This window comes from Vibrio sp. SCSIO 43153, from assembly GCF_023716625.1.
Lineage (GTDB): Bacteria > Pseudomonadota > Gammaproteobacteria > Enterobacterales > Vibrionaceae > Vibrio > Vibrio rotiferianus.
The window spans coordinates 686,598-704,941 of record NZ_CP071855.1 but is presented as its reverse complement, the minus strand read 5'-3'; the positions used below and the strand labels follow the sequence as shown (position 1 = coordinate 704,941).

The 18,344-nt window shown below is 45.7% G+C and carries 17 protein-coding genes; 8 read left to right on the top strand and 9 right to left on the bottom strand.

The window, feature by feature from the left end; translation table 11 throughout:
• Window positions 1-173 precede the first annotated feature (173 nt).
• Window positions 174-950, bottom strand: coding sequence for a Zn-ribbon-containing protein (locus tag J4N37_RS03220; RefSeq protein ID WP_005432677.1), 777 nt, complete (start codon window positions 948-950; stop codon window positions 174-176).
• A gap of 2 nt (window positions 951-952) precedes the next feature.
• Window positions 953-1,498, bottom strand: coding sequence for a SecY-interacting protein (gene syd, locus J4N37_RS03215; protein WP_010446384.1), 546 nt, complete (start codon window positions 1,496-1,498; stop codon window positions 953-955).
• Window positions 1,499-1,605: 107 nt separating this feature from the next.
• On the opposite strand from syd, the gene queF reads away from it, so the two are divergent.
• The 6 genes from queF to J4N37_RS03185 all read left to right on the top strand — a co-directional run bounded on the left by queF (window position 1,606) and on the right by J4N37_RS03185 (window position 9,933).
• Window positions 1,606-2,451 carry an NADPH-dependent 7-cyano-7-deazaguanine reductase QueF gene (gene queF, locus J4N37_RS03210; RefSeq protein WP_045387376.1) on the top strand — a complete coding sequence of 282 codons (846 nt, stop codon included), beginning with the start codon at window positions 1,606-1,608 and terminating at the stop codon, window positions 2,449-2,451.
• A 160-nt stretch (window positions 2,452-2,611) separates the two neighbouring features.
• Window positions 2,612-4,894 (top strand): tetratricopeptide repeat protein, encoded by a 2,283-nt coding sequence (locus J4N37_RS03205; RefSeq protein WP_252041668.1) that lies wholly within the window; start codon window positions 2,612-2,614, stop codon window positions 4,892-4,894.
• Between the two features lie 98 nt (window positions 4,895-4,992).
• Window positions 4,993-6,558 (top strand): GGDEF domain-containing protein, encoded by a 1,566-nt coding sequence (locus J4N37_RS03200; RefSeq protein ID WP_038886024.1) that lies wholly within the window; start codon window positions 4,993-4,995, stop codon window positions 6,556-6,558.
• A 212-nt stretch (window positions 6,559-6,770) separates the two neighbouring features.
• Window positions 6,771-8,147 carry a nucleotide 5'-monophosphate nucleosidase PpnN gene (gene ppnN / locus J4N37_RS03195; protein ID WP_045387369.1) on the top strand — a complete coding sequence of 459 codons (1,377 nt, stop codon included), beginning with the start codon at window positions 6,771-6,773 and terminating at the stop codon, window positions 8,145-8,147.
• 58 nt (window positions 8,148-8,205) lie between these two features.
• Entirely contained in the window at window positions 8,206-8,988 is a 783-nt protein-coding gene (xni, locus tag J4N37_RS03190) for a flap endonuclease Xni (protein ID WP_171357929.1), read from the top strand.
• Window positions 8,989-9,180: 192 nt separating this feature from the next.
• Complete coding sequence (locus J4N37_RS03185; RefSeq protein ID WP_252041667.1) at window positions 9,181-9,933, top strand: DNA/RNA non-specific endonuclease; 753 nt, start codon at window positions 9,181-9,183, stop codon at window positions 9,931-9,933.
• A gap of 88 nt (window positions 9,934-10,021) precedes the next feature.
• Here J4N37_RS03185 and rlmM read toward each other — a convergent pair whose 3' ends face one another.
• From rlmM to pomA, 7 genes are all read right to left on the bottom strand, one after another.
• Window positions 10,022-11,113 (bottom strand): 23S rRNA (cytidine(2498)-2'-O)-methyltransferase RlmM, encoded by a 1,092-nt coding sequence (gene rlmM, locus J4N37_RS03180; protein WP_017188443.1) that lies wholly within the window; start codon window positions 11,111-11,113, stop codon window positions 10,022-10,024.
• Window positions 11,110-11,508, bottom strand: coding sequence for a DUF423 domain-containing protein (locus tag J4N37_RS03175; protein WP_045387362.1), 399 nt, complete (start codon window positions 11,506-11,508; stop codon window positions 11,110-11,112). The genes rlmM and J4N37_RS03175 overlap by 4 nt, the downstream gene beginning before the upstream one ends.
• On the bottom strand, window positions 11,498-12,121 hold the full coding sequence (locus J4N37_RS03170) for an alpha/beta family hydrolase (protein ID WP_045387361.1): 624 nt from the start codon (window positions 12,119-12,121) through the stop codon (window positions 11,498-11,500). Before J4N37_RS03170 ends, J4N37_RS03175 begins: the two co-directional genes overlap by 11 nt.
• The gene (locus J4N37_RS03165) at window positions 12,102-13,022 is read right to left on the bottom strand and encodes a transcriptional regulator GcvA (RefSeq protein ID WP_010446367.1); all 921 of its coding nucleotides are present in this window, start codon (window positions 13,020-13,022) and stop codon (window positions 12,102-12,104) included. The genes J4N37_RS03170 and J4N37_RS03165 overlap by 20 nt, the downstream gene beginning before the upstream one ends.
• Window positions 13,023-13,541: 519 nt before the next feature.
• Entirely contained in the window at window positions 13,542-14,990 is a 1,449-nt protein-coding gene (gene thiI / locus J4N37_RS03160) for a tRNA uracil 4-sulfurtransferase ThiI (RefSeq protein ID WP_045387359.1), read from the bottom strand.
• 211 nt (window positions 14,991-15,201) lie between these two features.
• The gene (locus tag J4N37_RS03155) at window positions 15,202-16,152 is read right to left on the bottom strand and encodes a flagellar motor protein MotB (RefSeq protein ID WP_252041666.1); all 951 of its coding nucleotides are present in this window, start codon (window positions 16,150-16,152) and stop codon (window positions 15,202-15,204) included.
• 13 nt (window positions 16,153-16,165) lie between these two features.
• The gene (pomA, locus tag J4N37_RS03150; RefSeq protein ID WP_010446362.1) at window positions 16,166-16,927 is read right to left on the bottom strand and encodes a flagellar motor protein PomA; all 762 of its coding nucleotides are present in this window, start codon (window positions 16,925-16,927) and stop codon (window positions 16,166-16,168) included.
• 260 nt (window positions 16,928-17,187) lie between these two features.
• Here pomA and xseB point away from each other — a divergent pair, with 260 nt between their 5' ends.
• Together xseB and ispA are read left to right on the top strand one after the other, a co-directional pair.
• Complete coding sequence (gene xseB, locus J4N37_RS03145; RefSeq protein WP_038886016.1) at window positions 17,188-17,430, top strand: exodeoxyribonuclease VII small subunit; 243 nt, start codon at window positions 17,188-17,190, stop codon at window positions 17,428-17,430.
• Window positions 17,431-17,451: 21 nt separating this feature from the next.
• Window positions 17,452-18,336 (top strand): (2E,6E)-farnesyl diphosphate synthase, encoded by an 885-nt coding sequence (gene ispA / locus J4N37_RS03140; RefSeq protein WP_045387357.1) that lies wholly within the window; start codon window positions 17,452-17,454, stop codon window positions 18,334-18,336.
• Window positions 18,337-18,344: the final 8 nt, after the last annotated feature.

The following is an 18,344-nucleotide window of genomic DNA, read 5'->3' as shown; positions in this document are numbered from 1 at the left end:
TTTTCTTTGAACGTGAACACAGGTCACAAACTAGGGGATGAGAGATATCTTCAGAAAAAATGCTTTCAAAAACAAAGCATTGACAGAGTGAATAATAAGAAAATCTGTTAAGTAACCGTTACACAATTACATTAGATAGAAAAAAGCTGGCATAGGTGCCAGCTTTAAAAAAACTATTTGATGTGGTCCCAAGAGATATTGGAGACAATTCGGCAATCGTCACACTTAAAATAGAAAATGTCGTGCAGCGGTTCGTCGAGTAACCACTCACCACCACATTTTGGACACTTGCGTCCTTTTTCCGCTTCAAGCGACTCACCACCAACTCGGTATTGATAGTAGTAAGTCGGGATCTTGGTGATGTATTCAATCCGACCACGTAAATCCCAACCACGACGGAACAGGACACTGTCCGCGTCGCAAATCTCGTGCAGCGCCGCATGTTCAGCACGGCAACCACCCGCCATTTGGATTTCATCGCACGCTTGCCATTCGGTTTGCCATTTCACTACCGCTTTATGGTCACCATTCAATGTCGCACCATTACGGTAAAGCGGAATTGGCAACAGTGTCTCGCCGCTACGCAGTGGAGAACAAGTATGAACGTACGTGGTGTAGAGCACTTGCCAGCTTGGTGTTTCTTCTTCAGCCGCTTCTTCTGAGTTCAAATCACGACCCAACATACGCATTTTCGGCGCAAGCAACGACGCTTCCGACAAACGATTCATGCACACTTTGACGAAATCAGAATGGTAGCGAGGATGCAAACTGTCTTGCTCTGGGCAAACCACGCGAACATAAAACTCGCCATCACCCATCACGATAGGAAACTCACGACCAAGCACCTGACCGTTGTAGCGCAATGCGTCCATCAGACCATTAATCGCTTTATCAACCGCGCTTACGGTGGTGTTATCAAAACACTCAAACTGCAACTCAACAACGTACATGCTTACACCGCTGCCTCAAGTTTGCTTAGGAACTCTGCTAGCGTCTCCGCCAGTATGTCGCGTTTGTCTGAGCCTAGGCGCTCAAGAATCACATTACCAGTTAGGTTACAGATAGAAATCACATCCAGCTCTGCGTCTGTAGCGGCGATAAATACCGTCGGTTTTAGCTTTAGACGACGCTGAGTGACTAAGTGGCCAAGAATATTCTCTTGCAGACGGGTGAAATCATCGTCACTCCACACCTGCAGCAGCGTCAGTTCGTTACCTTGCCAAGTTGCGTCCATATCAGCACTGTACTGTGAACCGTAGAAGGTTTTGATGTCTTCATGCAGCGTCAGCTCAATTGCGTTCTCAACGTTAGTGAAATCCGCCATTTCTTCACGTGGGAATGCTTTCCACAATACGGCCCCGTCGCGTTTCTCTTCTACACATGGAGAAACAAGATCAGCAAGCTCTTCACTGCGTGGCAGTTCGTTATGCTCGTCTTGCCAAGCTTGTTGATAGCGCAGGCTAAAGTCCTGTAGAGCCTGAGTAACGGTTTGGGTCATGAAGGTCTCCTGGTTAGTTTTTATCAGGTCGCGGTGTCTGCCGGATGGCAATTAATCAGCGGATTCAGTAAAATTCTCGCCATTCTAATCGAAAATGACCACAAAGTATGAGCAAATATTCTGACGCTAAAGAGCTTGCTGGCCTAACTCTGGGTAAAAAGACCGAGTACGCAAATCAATACGACGCAAGCTTGCTGCAACCTGTACCTCGCAGCCTAAACCGTGATGACCTTGAACTTGGCGACAGCCTACCATTTATGGGGCACGACATTTGGACGCTGTACGAGCTATCTTGGCTAAACAGTAAAGGCTTGCCTCAAGTTGCCGTTGGCGAAGTCTACATCCCTGCGACCAGCGCGAACTTAATTGAGTCAAAGTCGTTCAAGTTGTACCTAAACAGCTACAACCAAACGCGTTTTGCTACTTGGGAAGAAGTGACTGAGCGTTTAGCGCAAGATTTATCAGCATGCGCTGGTGAGCAAGTACTTGTGGAAGTAAACCCAGTAACTCACTACACCAACCAGCCTATCGTAACCATGGAAGGCGAGTGCATCGACGGTCAAGATATCGAAATCACCAGCTACGATTTTGACGCCGCACTTCTTGAAGGCGCAGCAGGCGAAGAGCAAGTAGAAGAAACCCTTCACAGCCACCTACTGAAATCAAACTGCCTGATCACCAACCAACCTGACTGGGGCAGCGTAGAAATTCGTTACCAAGGCGCTAAGCTTGATCGTGAGAAATTACTTCGTTACCTCGTTTCATTCCGTGAGCACAACGAGTTCCACGAGCAATGTGTGGAGCGTATTTTCACTGACCTGATGAAGTACTGCCAGCCAACAAAACTAACGGTATTTGCACGTTACACACGTCGTGGTGGTTTGGATATCAACCCTTACCGCTCAACGGAACAAGACAAGCCCGCGCACAATAACCGCATGGCGCGTCAGTAATCTGAGTTGAGAATCAAAAGTGCTTGAGTTCCACACTCAAAAACTAATTGCTTAAATACTCAAAAACGCTCAGCTATCTGTTGGATTGCTGGGCGTTTTTCTCTACTATTGTTTATTCAAAAACACGTAAATTACGACACAGTTCGAGGGAACGAAAAGGATGTTTTGGGACAGTTCGCGTCTATTTAGGCTGATTGGCTTTCTTTGCTTATGGTTAGCACAGCCACTTCACGCGACCATTTTATCTTCCGCTTTGCTTAATGAAGCTCAGCAACTGGCTGAGATTGAACCATCGCAAGCCAAACAAGCCGCCAAAAACTACCTTTTACAACGTGAGTTGACTGACCGAAAAGAAAACGGTAGCCCTTCTGCCATGTCTCGTGAAGAGACCGATCGTAGTATTCGCACTCCCAGTAGCACGATTGAAGCTCATAAAATCATCGCGCAAGCTGAATATGCTATGGGTAACATTAAGGGAGCCATCGACAACCTAAACGAAGCTGAACGACTTGCCACCGAATATCAACTTCCTTACCTAAATCTAGATGTGCAACTGATGCGCAACCAAATGCTTTGGATGAATGATAAAAACTATGCGGTGGCGGAAGATAAACTCGATCAGGTCGAGCAGCAGATCGAACAAGCTAACCCAGTTTTGCAACGGACAGACAGTGTACGATACCGTTTAGTAATGCAGCGTGCATTGCTCGCCTCTCACAGCGGCAACTTTGTCGAAGCGGATCGTTGGTATGCGGAGGCCAAAAGCATGCTGGCTGATAACCGCTCTGACATCACATTAATTGACTACCACACTGCTGTCGGCGAGTTTTACCTCAACTACAAGAAATACAACTTAGCATTATCAGAGCTGCTTTTTGGTTACTGGCAATCGATTGAGAGCGATAACGGTGCTCGCCTTGCAAAAGTTAATCGGCTACTAGCACGCCTATTCCGTGAGAGACGAGTCTATGACAAAGCCATAGAGTACCTCTCGCAAGCTGCTGATTTTTATGATAGCTACCCGAACTCACCTATCTTAGCGGATGTTCTTGAGCAAATGGGGGATGTTTACTTCTATCAAGGCAAGTTCAATCTTGCCCTCGTTCATTACTTCAATGTTCTGGACCATGACAGCACAGCAAAAAATATTGAACGTATCATCAAGATCCGCCTCAGCCTCGCCGCTACTTACCTTCAACTGTACAACTACGCACTAGCAGAACAGTACCTCGATCGCTCTTTAGACTTACTCGAGTACGTAAAGATACCTTATTTGGAAGCAAAAGCGTCATTGCTTAAGTCCGGTCTAGCGTATCACCAAAATGACAGTAAGAGTGTGATCAACAATGCCCAGAAAGCGCTCGTTCTCATTGAGAAAGCGCCGGACGATACTGGCTTCATCAAACAGCAATCATACCGATTATTGGCTCTAGGTTATGAGCAAGCTGGCGAATATCAGCTTTCTTTGCAAGCGTATAAAAAATACACCGGCTTAGTTCGCTTAGAGCAAAAGCAACTTAACCAGATCAGTGAGGATGCCTTCCGCCAGCAAAAAGAATTTGCCGAACAGAGTATCCACTATGTAGGCCAAGCGGATCGCTTGGCTCAAGTAGAAATGGAGCATCGCAAGTTTCAGAAAATATCGTTCGCGTTGTTTATCACTGTTTTGGTGATGTTTTTGTTTATCATGCGTCGTGGCGTAATCATGCAACGCCAATCGAATGAGATAGAAAAACTACGTAACGACCTATTTACCCACTCTCGATCACGCTTACGCAACTTGCGTATGCTCAACGTCAAATTATCGCGCTCACTGCAGAAATCCAGTGAAACGTTCGAGCAATGGCAAATGGGAGAGTTAATCCACGAACCTCTCAACGACCGCTTACGCTTTGTGATGATCGATTTACCATTCCTGCGCAGTATGTACGTTCAGCACGGCTACAAAGCAGGTTTGGAGTTAGAACGCGCATTCGGAGAGTTCTTAGCGGAGCGCATTAACAAACCGACTCGTTTGTACCACTTCTCAGATGCAAACCTGCTATATATCGAGCCAAATGCTGATCGTGATGCTTCCGCAGAAGCCACTTTTGAGAAATTCCAAAGCTGGGTGGATGAGTTTGCCGAGCAGCACAATGTAAATCGAATTATCCGAATGGGCATTAGTGACTACCCATTCTTACCTCGTGCTTATACCGCAATCAACGATGAGGAATTGCTTGATTTGCTGCTATTGGCTACACACATTGCCCGAGAGGTCAGCTTAAAAGACAAAGCAAGTCACTGGGTATTTTTGAAAGCCATTGACAATGCGCCAGCAGCGAGCTTTGCAACTGGTGATATACGTACCGCATGCCAACACGCCATAAACCAAGGGCTAATAAAGATCCACTCTTCGTACCAGAATGAGGACAACCTCAAAAAAATATTAAAAAGTGGGTAATTAAACAGCGGTTGAGCACGATACCTAATGACGCTATAAAGTTTTTTGTTATTATCAATTAATTGTCAGCAGTACATGGACTTAGCCACAGTTTTTTCATGGGAATCTTGGAATCCGATATTCAGTCGCAGCTTCATCAGCTGAGTTGTCAACTTGACCAACTCAGGCTGGCACATCGTGATACTTCGCTCAAATTTAAGCGAGAGCAGCAAGTTCTGAAGCGAGTTGTGGCATCATTGACCTCTGCATGCCAGGGCTCAAGCACGCAAGTCACAAACTACTTGCTTGAAATTCAGCGAGAATTAGAACATCAACAAGACATAACCTCACTGATCCCCCGCCTTGCAGTATTGGAACGAGTACTCAAACAACAGTCTATGGCGATGGAAAAACAAAACGGTTACCTTGATGAGCAGATAAAACACAGTGGTGAAACGCTCCAGCGAATCACAGGTTTGCCTGCGCAACTGAAACGTGAACTGCGGAATCTAATGAGCTTTTCAGAGGTTCACGCAGGCAAAAAAGTGGACCAAGCAGTAAAGCTTCTCAGCATTTACGAACGTGCGCTTAAAATAATCACCTCCAACTCACGCCTTAACTTAGGTGAACTTGAAAACTCACCTGACAAGTCACAACTAGAGTGTCTTGCCTCTGATCTGCAATACACAATTACAGAACTAGACTTTGAAGGCGAATCTGGAGAGCAACTACTCGATATTCGAGCCAAGCTTCTGCTGGGTGTTAACGCAGAGTCACTAATCGAACTCACGTTGAATACGCTAAAACTGGTTGTTGAAGCAACCAAGTTTGAGCGTAAGTCTTCTGAGCAATTCCTCGATCAGTTGAATACTTCTCTCTCTTCCAACTTAAAGACTGCACATCAAAATGTCGATCAGCATCAAACCTATTTTGAGCACCGACAAGACTTAAACTATGAGCTCTCTTCGTTGGTGGATCGCACCCAAACGACGCTCGATCAAGCAGCGGAACTGGAAGCTCTCAAAGCTGATATGTCACCATTGCTAGCTCAAATCGCTTCATTAACTGAAAGGTTAAAAATGACAGAGGAGCGTGAGCAAGCTCTTCAAGAGCGCCTAGGCTACAGTAAAAATCAGCTTGAAGCCGTATTCGAGACTACCCAAGATTATCGTCGTCGATTGGAAGACCAAGCTCAGCGGATGCTGCTAGACCCACTAACCAAGGTGTACAACCGAGCGGCCTTCAATGATCGCTTGGAATTAGAATACCGTCGCTGGATTCGCTCTCAACAAAATTTGCGCGTCGTGCTGTTTGATGTCGATAACTTCAAAGCGGTTAATGATAGCTATGGTTACACAGCAGGTGACAAGGCATTGAAGATCCTTGCTCGCACGATGAGAAAACGCATCTCCGATACCGATACTGTCGGACGCTTTGGTGGAGAAGAATTTATCTTGTTGATCCCTGACCAAAGCGAAGAATACACGCTTGATTTACTCAAGCAGATCCAACGAGATGTGAGCCAACTGCCATTTAAGTTCCGAGAACAGAACATCATGATTACGCTGACCGCCGTCTCAACCAGCTTTAAAGAGTCAGATAGCCCTGAGTACGTTTTAGATCGATTAGGTAGTATGCTAAAAGAGACGAAACAAAGAGGTACCAACCAAGTAAGTTGGAACTAGCCGATTGCTCAAAAAAACACCAAACAGACTGCAATTGCAGTCTGTTTTACTATATAGCCTACAAAATTCAACGAGTTATCACGTTTCTTCATTACCAGTCTGCTAAGCTGTTTAAACAACAAAGTCTGCCAACCGCTGAGTAGAACGACACGTATAAGCTAAGTAGGTGAGTTGGTTTTTTCCCTCAAAGAAAGCAATAGCAAGGAGGCCTTATGATTACCCATATAAGCCCCGCAGGTAGCATGGATTTGCTATCACAACTCGAAGTTGAGCGTCTTAAGAAAACAGCATCAAGTGATCTTTATCAGCTCTATCGCAACTGTACGCTTGCGGTCCTCAACTCGGGAAGCCACACCGACAACTCAAAAGAGCTGTTAGATAAATACCTATCGTTTGATGTGAATGTAGTGCGTCGTGAACGAGGCATCAAGCTTGAGCTTGCTAACCCACCTGAGCACGCGTTCGTTGACGGTGAGATCATCAAAGGTATTCAAGAGCACTTGTTTTCTGTGTTGCGCGACATCGTATACGTGAACATGCACTTGGCGGACAACCAGCGCCTCAACCTGACTAATGCTACTCACATTACCAACCTCGTATTTGGCATCTTGCGTAATGCTGGCGCTCTAACCCCTGGTATCGAGCCAAACCTTGTTGTGTGTTGGGGTGGCCACTCAATCAATCCAACCGAGTACCAATACACTCGCGAAGTGGGTAACGAACTGGGTCTGCGTGAACTGAATATCTGTACGGGCTGCGGTCCTGGCGCGATGGAAGGTCCAATGAAAGGCGCCGCTATTGGTCATGCCAAGCAACGTTACACAGACCAACGCTATCTTGGTTTGACAGAGCCATCAATCATCGCAGCTGAGCCACCAAACCCAATCGTGAATGAACTGGTGATCATGCCAGATATCGAGAAACGTCTCGAAGCCTTTGTTCGCATGGCGCACGGCATCGTTATCTTCCCTGGAGGTCCGGGTACCGCCGAAGAGTTGCTGTACATCTTGGGTATTATGATGCACCCAGAAAATGCCGACCAACCAATGCCTATCGTACTTACAGGTCCGAAAGAGAGCGAAGCCTACTTCCGCTCAATCGATGCCTTTATTGCTGATACCCTTGGCGAAGAAGGTCAGAAACACTACCAAATCGTGATTGATGATCCTGCAGAAGTTGCCCGCATCATGAAACGCTCAATGGACGAAGTGCGTCAACACCGAAAAGAGAAAGGCGACGCGTACAGCTTTAACTGGTCGCTAAAAATTGAGCCAGAGTTCCAACTTCCGTTTGAACCAACTCATGATGCGATGGCAAGCCTAGATCTGCATTTGAACCAACAACCTCAAGTTCTGGCTGCAAGCCTGCGCCAAGCCTTCTCAGGTATTGTTGCTGGTAACGTTAAAGCGGAAGGGATTCGAGAAATCGAACGCAAAGGTCCGTTTACCATCAATGGCGATCCAGTCTTGATGAAAAAGCTCGACAAGCTGTTGAAAGACTTCGTAGAGCAGCACCGCATGAAACTACCAGGTGGTACAGCTTACGAGCCATGTTACCGTATTGCCCATCGAGAAAATGGTGGTCGATAGATAACTCAGCTTTGGTTACACTAGGGGCATTACGCCCCTTTTTTATTGCTAAGTCATTATGTCTATTCATCTTGTTATCATTGATGCCCTAAACCTGATCCGCCGTGTGCACTCTGCACAACCCGATCCAACTGACATAGCAAGAACCATCACCACCACAGGCAGAACGCTGACTCGCATCCTGTCTGAAGCGCAACCGACGCACATCATCGCGGTATTCGATCACCACGAGCAAGACCGAGGTTGGCGCGCGGAAATCCTTCCAAACTACAAACAAAACCGCAAACCTATGCCAGAGCCCCTGATGCAAGGTTTAGACGCAATTCAACAAGCGTGGTGGGAACAAGGTATTGATTCGTTATTATCTGAAGGTGATGAAGCGGATGACTTGGTTGCAACTCTGGCCACCAAAGTCGCCAGTCACGGAGAGAAGGTCACGATAGTCTCGACCGATAAAGGATACTGCCAGTTGCTGTCCCCGACTTTGCAAATCCGTGATTACTTCCAACACCGCTGGCTGGATGAGCCGTTTATCGAAAAAGAGTTTGGCGTAAAACCCTCTCAGCTTGCCGACTACTGGGGCTTAACGGGCATCAGTTCAAGCCAAGTGCCGGGCGTTCCCGGTGTAGGTCCAAAAGCAGCTAAGGAAATTCTCACTCAGTTTGAGGACATTGAAGCGGCATACGCAAGTGAAGAGCTGGTACCGAAATATCGTAAGAAGCTGGATGAGCACATTGAATCTGCACGTCTATGCAAACGAGTAGCGGCGTTGAAATGCGACATCGAGCTCGGCTTTAACCTGCAAGACATTCGCTTTACCGGACCAAATAAAGCCGAGTAAGTACATCTCTTTACGCAGTCAGTTTTGGGTTAGACAATACGTTTATAAAATTTGTTGTGTAACCCTTTACATTCACAGCAATGATATTTACCCCACTATTAACCTACAAGGTACTGATTAGTTTATAAGCTAATTCACAGTCTTAGTAAGTAATTTCATTATTTTCAGATCTCCCTATAACGGAGAAAAATAATGAAAAACATCATCTTAGTATCTTTAGTCACACTACTATCTTTTCCTAGTCTTGCTGAAACTTGTGGTCAACACCTTGATAAAGGCATGCCTTCAACCAACAGCGATCAGTTCCTTTGCCGAGATGGCTATGCAGTTGGGTACAACTACGACACCAAAAACGCAGACTGGGTTGCTTATCACATTACCGCAGAAAGCGTGAATATCACCAACAAGCGCAGTAACTCCTTCAAAGAAGACACTGAAATGCCGGATTACGCGCGCTCTACCCTAGCGGACTACAAAGGCTCAGATTACGACAGAGGACACCTTGCTCCGTCAGCGACAATGGACTTCACCCGAGAGTCAATGAAACAGAGCTTTTTGATGAGCAACATGTCGCCTCAACTTCCGGGGTTTAACCGAGTTGGTTGGCGCGTTCTAGAAGAACATGTTCGTGATCTCGCCAATGAATACAACGAACTTTATGTGGTGACTGGACCGATTTACCAAGGCAACGAAGGAACAATCGGTAATGGCGTGATGATCCCGAGCGCGTTTTACAAAGTCATTCTTGATCCAAGCTTTGATGAAGCCATTGCTTTCATTGTCCCGCATCGTGATGTTTCAAGCTCAGAGTTAGCCAACTTTATTACCACCATTGACGAAGTTGAACGTCAAACTGGATTAGACTTTTTTGCTCAAACGCCAGATAGCATCGAAGACAACATGGAATCAGTAAAATGGGAAGAGATGTGGCCTACCAGCAACTAAGTGACGGTCACGGTTCTTAAACCGCAATAAAAAAGCGCCCTACTGTAGGCGCTTTTTTGATTCTGTTCTACCACATAAAAACTTTAGCTTAGTGTGGTGAGATATTAGACAGACACTGAATGTGAATCGTGATCTCTTCGCGATCATGGTACAAGTGCTTAGCTTGCAGCTTGAACTTCACCTTGTTCTCAATCAGGAACATTTTTAGGTTTTCAAGATCTTGCAGCACTTCATCGTAACGACCTTTCATTGGAAGCTTAAGGTTGAAAATCGCTTCTTTCGCCCAACCTTTTAGCAGCCACTGACCCATTAGATGAGCCACACGTGCTGGCTTCTCAACCATGTCACACACAATCCAAGTTACATTCTTGCGGTCTGGTTCGAACTTAAAGCCATCCACCATGTGGTGCTTAATTTGACCGGTTTCCATTAGACTATCCGCCATCATGCCGTTATCGACACAGTGAACGAACATCGAACGTTTCACCAATTGGTAAGTCCAACCTCCCGGACATGCACCTAGGTCAACACCCCACATGCCAGGAGCCAAACGCTCATCCCACTCCTCACGAGGAATAAAGACGTGGAATGCTTCTTCCAATTTCAGCGTAGAACGGCTTGGCGCGTCCGCAGGGAACTTAAGGCGAGGAATGCCCATAAAGAACTGCGAGTTGTTGCCCGGGTAAGAGTAACCCACGTAACAATGACCCGGCGCGACAAAACAAATGTGCAGCACAGGCTTCTTCGCGTTGTCTTTATTCCACATCAGACCTTTACCACGCATTGCTTGACGCATTGGTACTGTAAACTTACGGCAGAACTTCAATAGCTCTTTCGCTTCGTTAGTGTCTGGGGTTTCAATACGCAGATCGCCACAACGTGGGAATGCTTCGATTTCAGACAGTTCTGCCAAAATAGGGCTGATACGGTCATCGCTTGGTAGCGCTTCAAACTCAGCCGCAACAGCAAACATTTGGCGAGCGAAAATCAGAGCGCTAAAGTCTAAGCCTTTTGCTAGCTTGTCTGCGTCTCCATCTTGGTAACACTCGAAGACAACATAACCTGAGTTTTTCTTCACACGAGGGAAGCCGTACACTTCCAACTGTGTCGCTTTGTCCTGAATTTCACCAGCACACTCTTTCTCAAAGCCAGAACGGCAATAGAGCATTAGTTGTTTCACTTGGAGACCTCTTTGATATTAAACGCAGCAAAAAAGAACAGACACCAGCCGATCATGAACAACAATCCTCCCATCGGAGTGATTGGTCCAAACCATTTAATGCCCGTCAGCGCCAGCGCGTAAAGACTGCCGCTAAAACAAAAGATGCCGATGATAAAGCAAATCGCGGCAATGAAAAAATACTTTTGTGCTTTTTGTCCCAAATTGAGCAACAGCAAAATCGAACAAAATGCGATAGCCAAAGTATGGATGAACTGGTACAAAACGCCGGTTTCAAAGACGCCGAGTAAATAAGGCGATAACTTTGCCTTCAAACCATGCGCAGCAAATGCACCTAGCGCCACTGATGTTAAGCCAGAAATGCCAGTAAAGGAGAGTAACCACTTACTTTTCACCGTACACCTCTTTAACAAATCTCGCTAACTGATCTACCGTCAATGCAATATTACTGGCTTCTGTATAGCCTGAGCTCTTACGAGGCTTAAAGCTATGGTCACCATCTGGCAAAAAGCTCACTTTCACTTGCTCTGACAACGCAAAGCTATCGAACTCTTCGCGCTTACCGAAAGTATCGCGCTCGCCTTGTAGGATTAGAGTTGGCTTTTCAATGCTCGCGAGGTGTTCACCTTTGTATTTCTCTGGCTTACCAGGAGGATGAAAAGGAAAACCTAAACAGGCAATACCCGCCACCAGCTCATTATCTGCTAACAAGCTCGACATGCGTCCGCCCATCGACTTACCACCAATCACGATTGGCTGAGAAGTAAAGTGAGTGATCACTTCTTCATAGGCTTCAAGAAGCTTTGGTGCACGATCAGGCGGACGCTTCTTGCCGTCTTCAGCTCGCTTAACCATGTAAGGGAAATTAAAACGCACCACGCGTATGCCCTGCTCAACTAATCCCTTAGCGACGGCAGTCATAAAATCGTGTTCCATGCCAGCTCCTGCGCCGTGAGCAAAAATAAACAGTGGTCCGTTTTCAGGCCCCTCAGCTATCCAATGACTCATCCAATACTTCCTCTTGTTCTTTTCTCGCGGTTGCCAACATCCAGTCTCTAAACGTTGCGATACGTCCCATATCCGCTTGCTGTTCGTGGCACACCACGTAGAAGGCATTCTTCGACACCAATACTTCGTCAAATGGCGCAATTAAGCGTCCCGCTTCCATTTCAGGTTTGGCTAGTACGTTGTTTCCTAGAGCGACCCCTTGCCCGTGTGCAGCCGCTTGAAGCACCATGGTCGAGTGGCTGAAAATTGGACCATGATTCACATTGATGCCTTCGATATTTTGTTGGCGAGCAAACTGCTTCCAATCTTTACGAGAAGTATCATGTAACAAGGTATGTAATTTAAGGTCACTTAGAGATTCTAATGGTTTGTTACCTAAAAGTAATGAAGGTGAACAAAGTGGGATCAAAAACTCTTGGTAGAGTTTATCAGCACGTAAACCTGGCCAGTTCCCACGACCATAATAGATAGCAACGTCAACATCATCAGTCAGTGAACCTTCATCCATATCGACCGCTTTAATGCGTACATCAATGTCCGGTTCTTGGGCATTAAAATCCGCTAACCGAGGCACCAACCATTGGATAGCAAAACTTGGTGGTAAGCTGATGGTCAGTGCACCTTTTTCGCTACGTTCCAATACCTTATCTGTCGCTTCAGCAATCGAAGTGAAGATATCTTTAATGTCTAGGAAGTAGCTTTGCCCCTCTTCCGTGAGCAACAATGAGCGATTACGACGACGGAAAAGCTTTAAAGATAGGAATTCTTCAAGGGCTTTGATCTGGTGACTTACAGCCGCTTGTGTAACAAATAGCTCTTCAGCTGCACGGGTAAAACTAAGATGGCGAGCAGCCGCTTCAAAAACGCGAAGTGAATTCAACGGAGGCAATCTGCGAGACATTATGGGACCTCAAGTAGGATTAGTTTTTTTTATCTGAAACATTATAAAATGTCCGTTGTCGAACAGCCAGATAAATTCTATATTTCATCCCGCAACGCGAGCCTGAACGGCTTGATTCTTTTTAGAATCAATTGGCTTGCTGTTGCGATGTTGTGTTTGCAAACTCGTATTTCGAGTTAGGTAGATTTCTACCATGATGTTTTGTGTACAACTCCCTGTGACAAAACATATACTTCCTGTATTTATTTTGACCTGTCTGTCAAATTTCTTACACCGCCTTCTTAGGCGGTGTTTTTTTATCTAAATATCTCATCGCCATCTTCTTCAAAAACTGGCAGTAATATCACTCTTTCATCCTCACTTCGGATTAATTATCGTTATATCAGTACAAATTACGAAGCGTGCGATTAAGCTCAATATTATCACTTCATAAAGCCATTTTTTGCGCGTGCTAAAACGAAAAAAGCGCAAACTGATTTCTCAATTTGCGCTTTTGTGATTGTCTGCGTTACAACACGGTTATGGTCGGTAAACCTTCACATTGTTGAAGCCTTGCTCTTGCAAGTAAAGTGCTTGCAGGCGGCTCATCACACCACGGTCACAGTACAGTAGGTATGTCTTAGTTTGGTCTAAATCACCAAACTGCGTACCTAACTTGTAGAATGGGATGTGCTTAACATCAACGCCATCGATTTCTAATGGGTTGTCGTCTTCCTCTTCAGGGCTACGAATATCCAGTACGATTGCGTGCTCTTCTACTGCTTGTACTTGCTCAACTTCTGGAGCAGCTTGTTCTGACTCTTTCGCGATGTCACGGATGTCCATCATGCGAGCTTCTTGAACCACTTTCTCAAGAATGCTGAAATCAAATTTCTCTTCTTCAGCTTCTAGCTTGCCTTTCACCGCTTTCACTGTCGGCTTCTTAGAGATAACACCACAGTATTCTGGCATCGTCTTCGCGAAGTCTTCTGTGCCGATTTCACGCGCTAGGTTGATAATGTCTTCTTTATCCCAGTTGATAAGCGGACGAAGAATCAGTGTGTCTGTTACGTTATCGATGTGGCGTAGGTTCGTCAGTGTTTGGCTAGATACCTGACCTAGCGCTTCACCAGTTACCAATGCTTCGATCTTCATTCTTTGAGCGACCATACCCGCTGCGCGCATAAACATACGCTTCAGGATCACGCCCATTTGGCCATCGTCGACTTTCTCAAGGATTTCAGCAACTACAGGCTCGAAATCAACTGAGATGAAACGTACTTTCGCCGAAGAACCGTATTTGTTCCATAGGTAGTGTGAAACCTGCTTAACGCCGATTTCATGTGCTGGGCCGCCTAGGTTAAAGAAGCAGTAATGTACTTTTGAACCACGTTTAATGTGCAAGTAGCTAGAAACACCAGAATCGAAGCCACCAGAGATCAGGCTTAATACGTCTTCTTGCGTACCTAGTGGGAAACCACCTAGACCTTTATGGCGAGCCAGTACTTGATTTAGCTTGTCGTTGGTCACTTCAACGTTGATGGTTACGTCTGGCTTGCTTAGCTTAACTCGAGCGCTTTCTACCGCTTGGTTAAGACCGCCACCGACATAACGCTCTAGTTCAATAGAAGTAAAATCGTGCTTACCACGGCGCTTAGCGCGCACAACGAAAGTCTTGCCTTCGATCAGTGAACCGCTTAGCTCCAACACTTGCTCGTAGATATCGTGCAAGTCTTTGAATTCGGTTTGTTTTACTTCAAGAATGTGGTGAATACCTGGCGTGTGTGTCAGGATTTCTAAAACTTCAGCGTGAAACTCGTCACTCTCAGAGGTCACTTCAATGTGATCACGACGGTTGAATACCGCGACAGATTCCGTACGGCTCTTAACGATGTTACGAATGTTGCACTCTAAAATCTTTGTGAAGCGCTTACGCACAGATTCACTTTTTACAAAAATTTCTGGATGGGGCTTTACAATAAATTTCATAGTCTAATTCGCAGGTTAGTTTCGCAATCAACAATGAGTGACACTCACCATAACTGTACAACCATATAAAAGTACGTATGGAATTCTCTTATCGGTCAGTTTAAAGAGTATGAGCTCACTTTAAGGGCGCAAGATTATACACCCAAGCGGATTGGAAAAACAAAAAAAGCGAGCTATCAGCTCGCTTTTCTTCAATAGAGAGTGAAGAGCATTAGTTCACAACAGGCACTTCATCACTGTAAAGAGGTTCACCCTGCATGATGCTGATTTCAACACGGCGGTTAAGTGCACGATTGGCATCAGTATCGTTCAGAGCGACTGGCTCTGTATCCGCCATCCCTCTAACGCGTAAGCGTTGATGTGAGAAACCTCTCACCTTTTCCATTTCTTGGGCAACAGACACCGCTCGCTGTGATGATAGATCCCAATTTGAGCGGTACAGCTCAGAGTCCAACCTTTGATTGTCAGTATGTCCTGAAATACGAACAATACCGGGAACATCTTTGACTAGTTCTGCGACTTGTCGTACCAAAGGCCTAAACTTAGGTTGTAGGAATGCGGAACCTTCTGGAAATGCCCCTTTCTCTCGGATACGAATCACAATTTGCTGACCAAGGTTCTCGACTTCAATTGCGCCTTGTTCAATCTCTCGTTCCAGCGCTTTCTTGATGCTTTCCATCAAGGTTTCCATCTCTTGAGATTTCGCTTCTGATTGCTGCTGTTGTTGCTGCATTTCAGCTTCTGAAGATTGATTCGTTTGTGTTGAGGTGTCTGGCGATTGACCACCTGTAAGTTTACCTTGGTCACGCTTAGTTCCACCCGCACGATCCGATTCCCCTTCGTGGAATTCTAGCGTCTGCTGTGTGATGTCCATGGTCTGTTGCATGATGACATCAATTGGCGTTGGCTCAGGGCGACCTGGTCTAAATTCTTGCGCGATAATACTGGTACCTTTGGGAATATCCTTCACCTCAAGTTGGTTCTGAACACCAAAGGCAAACTTCATCGAACCTGCGATCTGCTTGAACTTCAGAACATCCATTTCCGAGAACGAAAGTAGAAGTACGAAGAAACACATTAATAGTGACATCAGGTCAGCGAAGGTACCCATCCACAGCGGGAGACCGGGTGGCGGACAGTCACATTTTTGATCTTCATCCATCACAGCCCCCTAATTACTCGTCAATCTCAAGAACACGTTTACCTTCATTCAGGTAGTTCTTCAGATAACTATCGATGACTCGTGGGTTTTGACCATCTTGAATCGCCAACACTCCGTCCATAATTAGGCGGCGGTTTAATGTCTCTTGATCACGGCGCAGAGAAAGCTTGTCAGCAATTGGGAAGAAAACCATGTTTGATAACACCGCACCGTATAGGGTAGTCAAAAGTGCTACCGCCATCGCAGGGCCAATCGCTTTTGGGTCATCCATGTTCGAAAGCATGGCAACCAGACCAACTAGTGTACCAATCATACCCATCGCAGGAGCAACGTCACCAAACGCACGAAAAACACCAGTACCTTGAGTATGGCGCTCATCGGTTAATGCGATATCTTTCTGTAGTGCCGCCCTTACGACTTCTGCATCATGGCCATCAACCAACAAATCGATGCCTTTTTGCATAAAGCTGTTATCTATTTCCATTTCTTCGAGCGCTAGGAAACCACCTTTACGAGCTGCATCTGCCATTTCAACAATCTTGGCGATTAAATCTTCTGGCTCGTCCGCTTTAAACATGAAGGCTTTACCTGCAATTTTAGCCGCTCCAAAAAATTGCCCCAATGTGAACTTCATCAACACTACGAAAGCAGAACCGCCTACTACGATTAAGATTGAAGTGACGTCGACGAACATGCCGATACTGCCACCCAATACCATCGCCATGATTACGAAGGCAAATCCACCTATCAAACCTATTAGGGTTGCTAAATCCACAAAGCACTCCTCATGCTATCCAACTATGCCACTTGAGCAGATTATTACTTGTATCGACACTTAGAACAGTTTTTTTAGCGGAATCTTGGTTAACACATCACAAAATGATCGTTCATTCCCGATTTATATGATCAAGATTGTCTCATCAGAGTCTACTCAAGCCAATTTTGTGACAATTATATAAGGTTAAATTTGACCAAGTTAGTAGGCTAAGGTAACTTGCGTGCATTCATTAGAGGCTTGATTAAGGCAGATAAAAGATGGCGGTCAAGAAACCAGAAAACATGACCTTTGAAGCAACCATTGAAGAGCTAGATGGCTTGGTTGATCAACTAGAAAATGGCGATCTTGCCTTAGATGATGCCTTACGCAAATTTGAACGAGGCATTGCTCTGGCGCGTGCTGGCCAAACGAAGCTGAGTGACGCCGAACAACGCGTGAGCATTCTTCTTAGCGAAGACGATGAAGCACCACTAAGTGACTTCAACCCTGAGTCAGAATAATAATCAGTAGTGAGCAATGTGATGCAAGAGACATTGACGTCTTATCAACAACGAAATAATCAACAACTCAATCAATGGCTTGAGCAAATGCCTCACCAACAGCAGCCATTGATTCAAGCGATGAAGTACGGCTTACTCCTTGGTGGTAAACGTGTTCGTCCTTTCCTTGTTTATATCACAGGCCAAATGCTGGGCTGCCAACTACAAGACCTCGACACGCCTGCATCGGCAATTGAATGTATTCACGCCTACTCTCTTATCCATGATGATTTGCCAGCGATGGATGATGATGAACTGCGTCGCGGTCAGCCAACTTGTCATATAAAATTTGATGAAGCAACGGCAATTCTTACAGGTGACGCGCTGCAAACCTTAGCTTTTACTATCATTGCAGAAGGCCAGCTGAATCCAAATGCAGAAAGCCAGCGTATAAAAATGGTGCAATCTTTAGCTCAAGCATCCGGCGCAAATGGCATGTGTGTTGGCCAAGCGCTTGATCTTGGAGCAGAGAATCGTCAAGTCACACTCGCTGAGCTAGAAGAGATACACCGGAATAAAACTGGCGCTCTGATTAATTGTGCCGTCAAACTTGGTGCGCTAGCAGCAGGTGAAAAAGGTCTGGAAGTCTTGCCACACTTAGAGCGCTACTCTCAAGCTGTTGGTTTGGCGTTTCAAGTTCAAGACGATATTCTTGATATCATTAGTGATACAGAAACACTAGGGAAACCGCAAGGTTCAGACCAAGAGCTGAACAAAAGCACTTACCCGTCTCTACTGGGTTTAGAGGGAGCAATGGAGAAAGCTCACACTCTGTTACAGGAAGCACTTCAAGCATTAGAAGCAATCCCATACAATACTCAGTTACTCGAAGAGTTCGCCCGATATGTCATCGAGCGCAAGAACTAACACAATAA